General features: G+C 41.1%; 12 protein-coding genes. 4 read left to right on the plus strand and 8 right to left on the minus strand.

Annotation, left to right across the window (positions count from 1 at the left end; translation table 11 throughout):
• Nucleotides 1–45 precede the first annotated feature (45 nt).
• Nucleotides 46–1,221 (minus strand): thiolase family protein, encoded by a 1,176-nt coding sequence (locus AC4CU2_RS03210; RefSeq protein ID WP_004983123.1) that lies wholly within the window; start codon nucleotides 1,219–1,221, stop codon nucleotides 46–48.
• Nucleotides 1,222–1,321: 100 nt separating this feature from the next.
• Nucleotides 1,322–1,846, minus strand: coding sequence for a GspH/FimT family protein (locus AC4CU2_RS03215; protein ID WP_490768270.1), 525 nt, complete (start codon nucleotides 1,844–1,846; stop codon nucleotides 1,322–1,324).
• 374 nt (nucleotides 1,847–2,220) lie between these two features.
• On the opposite strand from AC4CU2_RS03215, the gene omp38 reads away from it, so the two are divergent.
• Nucleotides 2,221–3,228, plus strand: coding sequence for an outer membrane protein Omp38 (gene omp38, locus AC4CU2_RS03220; RefSeq protein WP_126037838.1), 1,008 nt, complete (start codon nucleotides 2,221–2,223; stop codon nucleotides 3,226–3,228).
• 646 nt (nucleotides 3,229–3,874) lie between these two features.
• Here the strand turns inward: omp38 and AC4CU2_RS03225 are convergent.
• From AC4CU2_RS03225 to AC4CU2_RS03235, 3 genes are all read right to left on the minus strand, one after another.
• Entirely contained in the window at nucleotides 3,875–5,338 is a 1,464-nt protein-coding gene (locus AC4CU2_RS03225; RefSeq protein WP_490768271.1) for an amino acid permease, read from the minus strand.
• 9 nt (nucleotides 5,339–5,347) lie between these two features.
• Nucleotides 5,348–6,373: a methyltransferase gene (locus AC4CU2_RS03230; protein ID WP_201952374.1), complete on the minus strand. Its 1,026-nt coding sequence runs from the start codon at nucleotides 6,371–6,373 to the stop codon at nucleotides 5,348–5,350.
• Between the two features lie 67 nt (nucleotides 6,374–6,440).
• Nucleotides 6,441–7,811, minus strand: a complete 1,371-nt coding sequence (locus tag AC4CU2_RS03235; protein WP_201952372.1) for a uracil-xanthine permease family protein — start codon at nucleotides 7,809–7,811, stop codon at nucleotides 6,441–6,443.
• Between the two features lie 171 nt (nucleotides 7,812–7,982).
• On the opposite strand from AC4CU2_RS03235, the gene typA reads away from it, so the two are divergent.
• From typA to AC4CU2_RS03250, 3 genes are all read left to right on the plus strand, one after another.
• A complete protein-coding gene (gene typA, locus AC4CU2_RS03240) occupies nucleotides 7,983–9,821 on the plus strand; it encodes a translational GTPase TypA (RefSeq protein ID WP_004695169.1) in 1,839 nt (612 codons plus the stop codon).
• Between the two features lie 201 nt (nucleotides 9,822–10,022).
• On the plus strand, nucleotides 10,023–10,457 hold the full coding sequence (gene mscL, locus AC4CU2_RS03245; RefSeq protein WP_004695171.1) for a large conductance mechanosensitive channel protein MscL: 435 nt from the start codon (nucleotides 10,023–10,025) through the stop codon (nucleotides 10,455–10,457).
• A gap of 127 nt (nucleotides 10,458–10,584) precedes the next feature.
• On the plus strand, nucleotides 10,585–10,920 hold the full coding sequence (locus tag AC4CU2_RS03250) for a gamma-glutamylcyclotransferase family protein (RefSeq protein ID WP_201952369.1): 336 nt from the start codon (nucleotides 10,585–10,587) through the stop codon (nucleotides 10,918–10,920).
• Between the two features lies 1 nt (nucleotide 10,921).
• Here AC4CU2_RS03250 and AC4CU2_RS03255 read toward each other — a convergent pair whose 3' ends face one another.
• From AC4CU2_RS03255 to mutM, 3 genes are read right to left on the minus strand one after another with little or no spacing between them, the layout of a single operon-like run.
• Complete coding sequence (locus AC4CU2_RS03255) at nucleotides 10,922–11,350, minus strand: hypothetical protein (RefSeq protein ID WP_125274703.1); 429 nt, start codon at nucleotides 11,348–11,350, stop codon at nucleotides 10,922–10,924.
• Entirely contained in the window at nucleotides 11,347–11,637 is a 291-nt protein-coding gene (locus AC4CU2_RS03260) for a peptidylprolyl isomerase (protein WP_062034147.1), read from the minus strand. The genes AC4CU2_RS03255 and AC4CU2_RS03260 overlap by 4 nt, the downstream gene beginning before the upstream one ends.
• The gene (gene mutM, locus AC4CU2_RS03265; protein WP_201952366.1) at nucleotides 11,634–12,488 is read right to left on the minus strand and encodes a bifunctional DNA-formamidopyrimidine glycosylase/DNA-(apurinic or apyrimidinic site) lyase; all 855 of its coding nucleotides are present in this window, start codon (nucleotides 12,486–12,488) and stop codon (nucleotides 11,634–11,636) included. The genes AC4CU2_RS03260 and mutM overlap by 4 nt, the downstream gene beginning before the upstream one ends.
• Nucleotides 12,489–12,727: the final 239 nt, after the last annotated feature.

Raw genomic sequence — 12,727 nt, forward strand, 5'->3', positions numbered from 1 at the left:
CTTTTATTGTATAAAATATGTCAATAAAAGAAAGTTGCTTGAATCTTAAAGTAATTCAATCGCTACAGCAGTCGCTTCACCACCGCCGATGCAGAGTGCCGCAATCCCTTTTTTACCACCTGTACGTTTAAGCGCATGAATTAAAGTCAGGATAATACGTGAACCAGTTGAGCCGACAGGGTGACCCAATGCGCAAGCTCCACCATTGATGTTCACTTTTGCTGGATCAAGTTTGAAGTCGTCGATTGGACACATAGTTACCATCGCAAAAGCTTCATTGATTTCCCAAAGGTCTACGTCCTGCGCATTCCAACCTGTTTTCTTAAGCACTTTTTCAATTGCACCGACTGGTGCAATGGTGAACTCTGATGGATGTTGTGAATTCGATGCATAAGCCACAATTTTGGCTAATGGTGCTAAACCTTTGTTCGATGCATTTTCTGCTGAAGTTAAAACTAGTGCGGATGCGCCATCCGAGATTGAACTTGCATTTGCTGCAGTGATGGTGCCGTCTTTAGCAAAAGCAGGGCGAAGGCTTGGAATTTTTGCAATGTTGGCATTGAACGGTTGTTCATCTTTATCAACGACAACATCACCTTTGCGAGATGAAACTGTCACAGGCACGATTTCATCGGCAAAGTAACCTTCGTTGACCGCTGTTTGTGCGCGCTCTAAAGAGCGAATCGCGAATGCATCCATTTGCTCACGCGTATAGCCTCGGGTGTTGGCCATATCTTGTGCAAAAGAACCCATCAATCGGCCTGTTTCAGCATCTTCTAAGCCATCAAGGAACATGTGGTCTTTAACATCGCCATGCCCCATACGGTAGCCTGCGCGTGCTTTGGTTAAAATATAAGGAGCATTGGTCATCGACTCCATGCCACCTGCAACCACGATATTTGCTGAACCTGCTTTGATCATATCCGCAGCTTGCATTACCGCTTTCATGCCAGAACCACATAATTTATTGATGGTCACAGCACCTGTTGAATCAGGTAAACCTGCTTGGCGCATCGCTTGACGCGCTGGACCTTGCTTTAATCCCGCAGGTAGAACACAACCCATGATTACTTCTTCTACATCGTTTGCGTGTAGGCCAGCACGAGCAATCGCTTCTTTAATCGTCACAGCACCGAGTTCAGGCGCGGTTACACTGGCTAAACTGCCTTGAAAACCGCCCATTGCCGTACGAGCACCATTCACAATTACGATGTCTGTCATTTTCTTCTCCGAATCACTTATGCGTTTTGTTGGAAACTTAAGCAGTATATGCAAATTTGCTAGCGAGAAAAGCTGAAAACGTGATTATGGACTCATGGGTCTAGTTACAGGTATTGAGTGGTTCGGGGCGGACCTGTCCCATTTTGCTCATGACCAGTTTAAAGTGATCCTGACTTTGTGTAGAACAGTAATAGAAGGTTCCATTTGAGCCAAGGGGTAAGCCATTTTCAGCTTTAAAGCTTAATGATGGAAGACTGAGTGCGCCACGCCAATCAAGATTGCCATATTTGAGCTGCTGTTGTTCTGTCCGAATAATCGTTTCGTTGGTATCTACTCGTCGGTTTTTATTATTATCGATAAATACAATAAAGCCTGTGTTCCATTGATGATTCTGACATTGAACGAGGTCTTGACTTGGACAAATGGTGATATTTTGACGTTGCAGATTGGCCATATTTTTGGCTGTCTGAATACTATTTCGTAATGTATTCAATGTTTTGATTCGCTCTTGCGAAGCCATGTACTGATGAAAATGAGGAAGTGCGATTGTACAAATGATCATAATAATGCTAATAGCGATCGTGAGTTCAAATAAAGTGAGCCCTTTTTTATTGATAAAAAACATATGGTTATCCGGTTTTTTGTTATAGAGTTATTTTTTATTTATTAAAGCTTTGTTTATCAAACAAATTTTATACATAATTAGTAGTACTCAACTTGTTTAAAAAGCTGTTAAAATGTAAGACAAGTGAAAATAAGCTATTCGCAAGTAAAAATTGAGTAAAAAATTACCGAATTACAACGGACATTGTAAGTAATTTTGTCAATAATTTACTTGATTAAAGTTATCAAGCACTTGGAAAAAAAATAAAGTGTTTGTATGATTCATTGCGAATAGCTTAAAAATAAAACTGGGGTATAAAAAAGCCTATCTCAGAATGGTTAAATAATTTTAAGCTTAAGCTTGAAAAACAATTGTTATCTCTGGAGGATAAATCCATGAAAATGAGTCGTATTGCATTAGCAATGCTCGTAGCTGCTCCTTTAGCTGCTGCAAACGCGGGCGTAACTGTTACTCCATTAATGCTTGGTTACACTTGGCAAGATAGTCAACACAACAACGGTGTTGACCATTTAACTTCTGCTCCTGAAATTCAAGACGATTTATTCGTTGGCGCTGCACTTGGTGTTGAATTGACTCCTTGGTTAGGTTTCGAAGCTGAATACAACCAAGTTAAAGGTGATGTAGACGGTCTTGCTGCTGGTGCTGAATATAAGCAAACTCAAATCAACGGTAACTTCTATGCTACTTCTGATTTGATCACTAAAAACTACGACAGCAAAATCAAGCCATACGTACTTTTAGGTGCTGGTCACTACAAATATGACATCGATGGTATTGCTAAAGACGAAGAAGGTACTTTAGGTAATGCTGGTTTCGGTGCTTTCTGGCGCTTGAACGATGCTTTGTCTCTACGTACTGAAGCTCGTGCTACTTACAACATCGATGAAGATTTCTGGAACTACACAGCACTTGCTGGTCTTAATGTCGTTCTTGGTGGTCACTTGAAACCTGCTGCTCCAGTAGTAGAAGTTGCTCCAGTTGAGCCAGTTGCTCCAGTTCAACCACAAGAGTTAACTGAAGACCTTAACATGGAACTTCGTGTGTTCTTTGATACAAACAAATCAAACATCAAAGACCAATACAAGCCAGAAATCGCTAAAGTTGCTGAGAAGTTAGTTGAATATCCAAACGCTACTGCTCGCATCGAAGGTCACACAGACAACACTGGTCCACGTGCATTGAACGAACGTTTATCTTTAGCTCGTGCTAACTCTGTTAAATCGTCTCTAGTAAACGAATACAACGTTGACCCAGCTCGTTTGTCTACTCAAGGTTTCGCTTGGGACCAACCGATTGCTGACAACAACACTAAAGAAGGTCGTGCTATGAACCGTCGTGTATTCGCGACAATTTCTGGCAGCCGTACAGTTCAAGCTCAATAATCTGAGTTTTAACTAAAAAACGACTCTTCGGAGTCGTTTTTTTATGTCTAAACCAATGAAATTTATGTTAACTCGTGTCGTTGAAAATAAACTTGAGCTCAATGCAAGAGCCTTTAAGGTTTACGGTGGTCATGGTTAGTTACGTATAGGATATTAAATACAGTTAGAAGTATTTAATTTTAGAGGATGAATATAAGAAGAATGAAAAGGGGGATTTCTATTACTCATGCTTCACGACATCGATAATAATTTTGTCTTTAGAATGAATGGATATTTATATTTATTTTTATAAAGATTTGTTTGCCAGCGAGATAATATTTCTGGCTTGATATCTAGGGGCTAAGAATTAGATAGAGATCAGTACTCAATGAACCGTAACATTTAGTTATTGCTGTGCGAATTGAGAGGCTAAATTTTTACAACCTAGATATGTAAATTGTTAATCGTATAAGTGAGCGGATGCTGGTTGCAGAATATTAACTAAGTTTAGGATGGATCCGAGTCATAACTATCGATTCTATGTAACTTCAATAATTAAACTGTCTTATTGAAAATTACGTTATTAATTTATGCTTTACGGCTTTAGCAAATGGATAAATGATAATAAAAAAACAGCCCGAAGGCTGTCTTTTATGATGAAAGGATTTTATTCGCGATCAGGACTCATTGGACTGACATCCATTTCTTGGTAAGAAACCAGTTTGGTTTTGTATTTCCATTTATAGCCTAGCCAAATCGCCAAGAATAAGAAAATACCAATATAGGTCGATAAAACAGAGAGCCATTCGCCATCAAGCACTGCTTGGTAGTTTTGACCTAAAACAACAATCGCACACAGGATAAAGGCAAACCACGGAGCAAATGGGAAGAATTTTGCACGATAAGCTAAGTCTTCAACCTTATACCCTTGGGCAACATAGCCTTTACGGAAACGATAGTGTGAAACAGCAATCCCTAACCAAACAATAAAGCCACACATACCCGACATGTTGAGCAGCCAATTAAAGACCTGTTCTTCGCCAATGAAGGTGGTTAAGAAGCAAAGTGCAGCAATTGCTGTTGTTGCATAAAGCGCATTCATGGGTACGCCGCGTGGGTCTAATTTGGCAAACACTTTAGGTGCACTGCCATTTTGAGCCATATTGAACAGCATACGCGTCGATGAATACATCCCTGAGTTACCAGCAGATAGAATTGCGGTTAAAATTACGGCATTCATTACGCTGGCAGCAAAGGCAAATCCAGCTTTTTCATAGAGGAGGGTAAATGGCGAGAGTGCAATATTCTCTGATGAAGCTGCTTGTAATAGAAGTGGATCATCATATGAAATGAGTGTGCCGATAATGAAAATACACACCACATAAAACAGTAAAATGCGCCAAAAAATCTGTTTGATGGCAATCGGGATCGTCTTTTGTGGATCTTTCGATTCACCTGCAGCAACACCGACCATTTCGGTACCTTGGAACGAGAACCCTGCAATCATCGCCACACCAATCAGTGCAGATAAGCCGCCAACGAAGGGCGCTTCACCTTTGGTCCAGTTGGCAAAAGTTGCGATACCAGGCGTCATCATGATTTTAGCAATCATGAAAATACCAATGATGATAAACACAATGATGGCAAGGACTTTAACCAAGGAGAAGAAGAACTCACTTTCACCAAAGCCTTTGACTGTCAGTGCATTGATCCCAAAGACAACAGCTAAGAAGAGAGCACTCCAGTAGAAACCGGGCAGGTCGGGAAACCAGAATTTCATGATGAATTGGACTGCAACCAATTCAAATGCAACCGTAATGGCCCAGTTATACCAATAGTTCCAGCCAAGGGCGAAACCAAAACCGCCTTCAACATACTTGGTGCCATAGGTGAAAAATGCACCCGATGTTGGGTTGTGTGTTGCCAACTCACCCAGACTGGTCATGAGAAAGTAAATCATCACACCAATTAAGCAGTAGGCCAATAACGCCCCGCCAGGGCCAGCATTTGCAATGGTTGCACCTGAGGCAAGGAATAAACCTGTACCAATTGAACCACCAATGGCGATCATATTCAGATGGCGAGCTCCAAGCTTCCGCTTGAGTTGAGCTGGTTGAGTCGTTTCGCTCATCATTGTTCCTTAAGATTTCTTTTGTGTGCTGGCAAACAGCACTTTAAAGCCTTGTTGATCGGCTTTGGTTGTACATTGGCCAAAACTTTGCTCAATGAGTAATGGATAATTCAGAAAGCGGTTGGCAACAATCAACAACTCGCCATCCGATTTAAGATGGTGACGGGATGTTTTGCATAAATTTTCGCTGGCATTGTAATCTGTATGAATGCCTTGATGGAATGGGGGATTACTGACGATTGCGTGTAAAAACAGAGGAGCATCCTCAATTCCGTGTACTGCTTTAATCTCAAGTTGTTCTGGTAAAAGGTTATTCTTCTCAAAAGTCATTTTTGTTGAAGCTAATGCAAAGGCATCGACATCGAGTGCAAAAATGCGATTTTTCGGATTTAACTTGGCTAAATAAGCACTGATCACGCCTGCACCACAGCCAAAGTCTGCAATTTTTCCAGAAGTGACCTGTGAAAGATGAGGCAATAACACGGCTGTACCCACGTCCAGACGATTTTGACTAAATACACCCGGTAATGCGCAAATCTGTAATTCACCTTTCGGGGTTGGCACTGTATAGAGTTGTGCCCAATCGGCCAAAGGTTTTGCGGTTACGGTTTTTTCGGTGACCAATTGCCACATTTGACAATGTCGAGCACTGTCTAATTTGAGGGTTTTACCAAAAGGTTGTAGTTGTTTAGAGGCGCGCTCTACACCGCCTTTCTTTTCACCAACTAAAAAGATCGATGCGCCTACGGCCAAACGACTCACCAGTTGGTGTAGTACATAATTGAGTAGTTCTTTTGACTTTGGAACAAACACGATGGCTTGATCAAAAGCGACATCAGGCAAATCTGTACCAAAATGCACATCACTTTGTTGGTTTTGGAAATATTGTAATTCGTTAAAATTCCATGTCCAAAAATGTGGTTCTACAGTACCAATTAACTGTGTGTTTAATTCGTCACACGGTGCATTGACCAGTAAAACTGAACCAGAGAGAAATTCTTGCTGGCGAAGAACAACTTCACTTCGTGGATCCATTTTATATACTCCATTGTAAAAACGATGCCCAGACAGTGCTGGGCAAAGTGCATACTGAAATGAACAATTATTTCTTCGTTTCAGGAAGAATAATATTTAATAACAAGGCTGCAATACCACCTGTCGCAACACCTGAACTGAAGATGTTACGGAATAATTCAGGTAAGTGTTCCAAAATTTGTGGAACTTGTGCAACACCTAAGCCGAGTGCCAATGAAATGGCAATAATCAGTAGTGCGCGGCGGTCAAGATGAATACCTGACAGAATGTTAATTCCAGAAGCTGCTACAGCTCCAAACATCACCATTACAGCGCCGCCTAAAACAGCTTGAGGCACTGCCTGAATCACACCTGCAACAGCAGGGAGTAAACCTAGAATCACCAATAATGCGGCAATCCAGATGCCGACATAACGGCTCGCAACGCCAGTGAGTTGAATTACGCCATTGTTTTGTGCAAAGACCGAGCTAGGGAAGGTGTTGAAAATACCCGCAAGGAAAGAGTTTGCACCATTCACCAAGACACCACCTTTAATACGCTCCATCCATGTAGCATCATCGACAGGTTGGTTCGAGAGTTTAGAGGTTGCTGTAATATCACCAATTGCCTCTAAAGAGGTCACAAGGTAAATAAAGGCCATTGGAATAAACAAACTCCAAGAGAAGTCTAAACCAAAGTGCATTGGGGTTGGAATTTGAACCAAAGGTGCATCCTGAAGACCTGAAAAGTCGAGATGCCCCATAAACCCTGCCAACACATAACCGACAATCAGTGCGATTAAAATAGCCGAGCTTTTCACCCAAGTAATACGAATGCGGTTCAATATAATGATCAGTGCCAATACTGTACACGACATGATTAAGTTGTCTGCATTGGCAAAGGTATTGTTTGACATGGCTTGATAGCCACCACCCATGCTGATCAGACCTTCTTTAATGAGAGTCAAACCAATCAATAACACCACAATGCCTGTTACCAATGGGGTAATGAGCATTTTCACCCAAGGCAGAATACGTGACACGCCCATTTCAATAAATGAACCTGCGATTACCACACCAAAAATTGCAGCCATGACAGACTCTACAGGAGTACCTGCAGCAACCATGCCAGAGCCAATTCCAATAATCGGCCCGATAAAGTTAAAACTGGTACCCTGAACAATCAATAAGCCTGCACCAAAAGGTCCAACTTTTTTACATTGTAAGAAGGTTGCAATCCCTGAAATGACCAAAGACATGGATAAAATCATGTTGGTGTCTTCTTTCGACACACCAAGCGCTAGACAGATGAGTAAGCCTGGTGTCACAATTGGGACAATAATTGCAAGAAGATGTTGAAAGGCAGCAAGAAAAGCAATGATTGGGCGAGGGCGGTCGTTTAAACCATAGACCAAATCGAGTTGATCTGTTTGATTGGGAGAGAGTTTCTGATCAGACATATGTCAAAGGGTGTTAGCAAGGTGGCGCTATTCTAATCGCTTTACACAGCTTTACAAAATTAATTACACACCACTTATCAAAAAAAATGAGTCTGTCAATAAACTGTCACTACTAAATTCTATTATTTTTCTGTATAATTTGCCCTCAAACTTTAGGCGTATCGAATTTACATGTCAGATATCAAAACTCTCCGCAACATTGCCATCATTGCGCACGTTGACCACGGTAAAACCACTCTAGTAGACAAACTTTTACAGCAATCAGGTGCACTTGGCGATCGTGCAGGCGAGATTGAGCGTGTCATGGATTCAGGCGCGATTGAAAGTGAACGTGGTATTACCATTCTTGCAAAAAACACTGCAATCAAATGGTTAGATGCACGTACCAATACAGAATACCGTATTAACATCGTCGACACTCCAGGACACGCGGACTTCGGTGGTGAAGTTGAACGTGTAATGTCGATGGTTGACTGTGTACTTCTTCTTGTTGACTCTCAAGAAGGCCCAATGCCACAAACTCGTTTCGTAACGCAAAAAGCGTTCGCACGTGGTTTGAAGCCAATCGTAATTATCAACAAAGTCGACAAGCCAAGCGCGCGTCCAGATTGGGTTATTGACCAAGTATTTGATTTGTTTGATAACCTTGGTGGTTCTGACGAACAGTTAGACTTCCCAGTTGTTTACGCTTCAGGTCTTCGTGGTGTTGCTGGTCCATCTCCAGAAGAACTTGCTGAAGATATGACGCCGTTGTTCCAAACCATCGTAGACATTGTTGAGCCACCAGCAGTTGATGTTGATGGTCCATTCCAAATGCAGATTTCTTCACTTGACTATAACAGCTTCGTAGGTGTTATCGGTGTTGGTCGTATTCAACGTGGTTCAGTTGGTCTGAACACTCAAGTTACTGTAATTGATAAAGAAGGTAAGACTCGTAACGGTCGTATCTTAAAAATCATGGGTTACCACGGTTTAGAACGTGTTGATGTTGATTCTGCTCAAGCAGGCGATATCGTATGTATCACAGGTATTGATGAACTTCATATCTCTGACACAATTTGTGATCCGAAAAATGTTGAAGCTTTACCACCATTGTCTGTAGATGAACCTACAGTAACGATGACTTTCCAAGTAAACAACTCACCGTTTGCTGGTAAAGAAGGTAAGTTCGTAACTTCACGTAACATCCGTGAGCGTTTAGACCGTGAATTAATTCATAACGTAGCGTTACGTGTTGAAGACACTGATAGTCCAGACCGCTTCAAAGTATCTGGTCGTGGTGAACTTCACCTTTCAGTTCTTATTGAAAACATGCGTCGTGAAGGCTTCGAGATGGGCGTATCTCGTCCACAAGTAATCTTGAAAGAAGTTGATGGCGAAAAGCAAGAGCCATACGAAAACGTAACATTTGACGTTGAAGAACAGCACCAAGGTTCTGTAATGGAACAAATGGGTCACCGTAAAGGCGAAATGACGAATATGGAAGTTGACGGTAAAGGCCGTATCCGTATTGAAGCAACTGTTCCTTCACGTGGCTTAATTGGTTTCCGTTCAGAATTCTTGACCATGACTTCTGGTACAGGAATCATGACATCAAGCTTCTCGCACTACGGTCCAATGAAACAAGGTACTGTTGCGAAACGTCAAAACGGTGTGTTGATTTCTATGGTTCAAGGTACTTGCCTTGGCTATGCATTGTTCACATTGCAGGACCGTGGTCGTCTATTTGCTAAACCTCAGTTAGAAGTTTACGAAGGTATGATCATTGGTATTAACTCTCGTTCAGATGACATGACAGTTAACCCAACTAAAGCAAAACAGTTAACAAACGTACGTGCTTCTGGTACTGATGATGCCTTGACTCTTGTTCCTGCTGTTGAATATACGCTTGAACAAGCGCTTGAATTCATTGAAGATGATGAATTAGTTGAAGTAACACCTAAGTCAATTCGTATTCGTAAGCGTTACTTGACTGAAAACGAACGTAAACGTAACCGTTCTGGTAAATAAGTTTTAAAAATGATGTTGCCCCATGCGGGGCCACAACATTTAAAAATGCCATCAATTTATTGATGGCATTTTTTTGTTTAAAATTAGCAAACCAATATATAAAAGCAGATGATTTCCGAGTAAATTACGTGGAAATGAAGCTATAAAATTAATGTATACTTCGTTACATAAATTAAAGTCAAAAAATAACTGGAGATTTAGATGAGTATTGTTCAAGAATTCCGCGAATTTGCGGTAAAAGGTAACATGATTGATTTGGCTGTCGGTGTGATCATCGGGGGAGCATTTGGTAAAATTGTCGATTCATTGGTGAAAGACATCATCATGCCATTGATCACGGTTGTGACTGGTGGTGGTGTAGATTTCACACAGAAATTCTTTGTTTTAGGGGATAACCCAAACAATTTACAGTCTTTAGATGAGTTGACCAAAGCTGGGGTGAACGTCCTGACTTATGGTAACTTCCTTACGATTTTAATTAACTTCATCATTTTGGCATGGGTGGTGTTCTTAATGGTGAAAATGATTAATCGTATGCGTCGTAAACAAGAAGAAGCAGCGCCAGAACCAGCAGCAACGCCAGAAGATATCGAGTTGCTACGTGAAATTCGTGATGAATTGAAAAAACGTCAGTAATCGAACGGTTACAAAAAAACGGCACATCAAGTGCCATTTTTTTATGTCTGAGACTTATCCGAAGACTGGTTTTTGTACAATTTTGACTTTATGATGCGCGCTGATTGAATAGCTGTGGTGATGCCGAATGAACCAATTATTTGTCTATGGGACACTTCGTCCCAATCATGAAAATGCCCATCTTTTAGAGCGTATAGGTGGAACATGGCAAAAAGGCTATGTGCATGGCGTGGTGCATATTTTGGATTGGGGACCCGACAAAGGCTTATTCGCCATTGTTTTAGATCCGCAAGCAGCAGCAGTTGAAGGATATTTTTTTAGCAGTGAAAAATTAACCGAACATTGGGATGCGTTGGATGAGTTTGAAGGGATACAGTACCAACGGGTAAAGGTGCAGGGAGTGTTAGCCTCTGGTGAACCTGTTGATGCGTGGACTTATGAGATGAAACCAAAGCAACGATGAACTAGTTTACTTTAGGAACTTTATAAGGCTCAAGAATTTCTCTAAATTTTTTGGTAATTTTAGTTTGGAAATATGTGCCTTTTTCCAACCATGTCTTATCTGCAATATTATTTTCTACTTGTGCTAATATATAGTCATGAGGGTAAATATATAAATCACCTTGTTCAAAAAAGGCAATATAGATATTCTTTGCCCAATATTTTCGTGCAAAGGAAATACTGCCCTTTAGCTGAATTTTAAAATCTGAAATACCATCAATATGAACAGCAATACAATCTGCGCCATTCCAGTCGTCATTAAGCCAAAGACAGTTGTAGCCATAATCTGCTAGTATCGCTGCCATTTTATGGAAATTATATGTTTCTTGTGCTTTTGAATTGAGTGTTCGATATTCAATTTTTGTAAGCTTAATACCATCTTGTTTAATCATCTTAAGCCATCCATACGAAATTTAATTTCTAGTAAATGAAAACCAAATTGGCTCTTGATGGGGCCATGTAGTACCTTTTCAGCTGCACTAAAAACCAATTTATCAATTACAGGCACCAATTGGCCTTTTTTGACTTCACCCAGTTCACCACCGCGTTTAGCTGAATTACAGGTGGAATATTGCTTGGCAATTTTGGCGAAATCGGCGCCATCGTGGATTTTCTTTTTCAGTTGTTCAGCGAGGTCTTTGTCTTTGACCAAAATATGACGAACAATAGCAGTTTTCATTTGGTTTTTCCTCGAACTGTGGCTTTGGGCTTAGGTTGCACTTTTTTCAGCGGTTGGCATTCGGGACAAAACACAGAAGCACGCTGTCCCAGTTTGATGTTTTCAAGCGTAGTCTCGCAGTTCACACACATTTCACCTGCTCGACCATAAGCCAATAAAGTTTGTTGAAAGTAACCATTTTCACCCATCGCATTGGAATAGTCCCGCAGGGTAGAACCACCTAAATTGATGGCCTGCTGCAAAATACGTTTAATCTCGACCACCAATTTTTCAATTTGGCTGGGCGTTAAACTAGACGCCACTTGCGCAGGGTGTATGCCCAAATTAAACAAACTCTCTGTGGCATAGATATTTCCGACACCAACCACCACATGATTATCCATGACTGCAACTTTTATGCCGACCTGTTTGTTTTTCAACTTTTGACTTAAATATTCAGCGTTAAAATCAGCACTCAGCGGTTCAGGCCCAAGGGTATCGATTAACTTGGTTTGCGAATATTCATCCAACCATAAAATACAGCCGAAGCGGCGTGGGTCATGATAGCGTAGCTCGACATCTTCAAAACGAATAATCAAATGATCGTGTTTACGCAGCGTTTCACCCACCTCACAAATACGGAAACTCCCTGACATGCCCAAATGCCAAAGCATAGTGTCTTGTTCAAAAATGGCCAAAATGTATTTAGAGCGGCGTTTGAGTTGAATTAAACGCTGACCCACCAGTTTGTTGAGATCTGCGGGAATCGGCCAGCGTAGGCTCGACTGGCGAACTTCAATACTGAGCACTTGCTGATCTAATAACGGCGCTAAACTGGCTTTGGTGGTTTCAACTTCGGGTAATTCTGGCATGGCAACATGAGCTGATAAAACTTGAGGCTAATATTGCGGTGTACACGCAAGATTGCAAGTGATTTCAGCGAGAGGCTTGGCTTTAGCACATTTTTAGAAAGCTAAACTGCGGGATTGCTTGCTGTGATCAGGAATTATCCTCTTTAAATTGCGTTCTCGAATCGTGTGAAAACTGCCATGAATCACCCAAATCAAATCTTCTATTTATCACTGTGGGTGATATTGATAACTTTTTTTTG

This window comes from Acinetobacter sp. 797_lipA (assembly GCF_058243025.1).

Coding starts and splice junctions, on each gene's coding strand:
- omp38 (WP_126037838.1), top strand. CDS start 2,221: ATGAAAATGAGTCGTATTGCATTAGCAATGCTCGTAGCTGCTCCTTTA.
- AC4CU2_RS03225 (WP_490768271.1), bottom strand. CDS start 5,338: ATGAGCGAAACGACTCAACCAGCTCAACTCAAGCGGAAGCTTGGAGCT.
- AC4CU2_RS03260 (WP_062034147.1), bottom strand. CDS start 11,637: ATGAAAACTGCTATTGTTCGTCATATTTTGGTCAAAGACAAAGACCTC.
- AC4CU2_RS03250 (WP_201952369.1), top strand. CDS start 10,585: ATGAACCAATTATTTGTCTATGGGACACTTCGTCCCAATCATGAAAAT.
- AC4CU2_RS03210 (WP_004983123.1), bottom strand. CDS start 1,221: ATGACAGACATCGTAATTGTGAATGGTGCTCGTACGGCAATGGGCGGT.
- typA (WP_004695169.1), top strand. CDS start 7,983: ATGTCAGATATCAAAACTCTCCGCAACATTGCCATCATTGCGCACGTT.
- mscL (WP_004695171.1), top strand. CDS start 10,023: ATGAGTATTGTTCAAGAATTCCGCGAATTTGCGGTAAAAGGTAACATG.
- AC4CU2_RS03255 (WP_125274703.1), bottom strand. CDS start 11,350: ATGATTAAACAAGATGGTATTAAGCTTACAAAAATTGAATATCGAACA.
- AC4CU2_RS03235 (WP_201952372.1), bottom strand. CDS start 7,811: ATGTCTGATCAGAAACTCTCTCCCAATCAAACAGATCAACTCGATTTG.
- AC4CU2_RS03230 (WP_201952374.1), bottom strand. CDS start 6,373: ATGGATCCACGAAGTGAAGTTGTTCTTCGCCAGCAAGAATTTCTCTCT.
- mutM (WP_201952366.1), bottom strand. CDS start 12,488: ATGCCAGAATTACCCGAAGTTGAAACCACCAAAGCCAGTTTAGCGCCG.
- AC4CU2_RS03215 (WP_490768270.1), bottom strand. CDS start 1,846: ATGTTTTTTATCAATAAAAAAGGGCTCACTTTATTTGAACTCACGATC.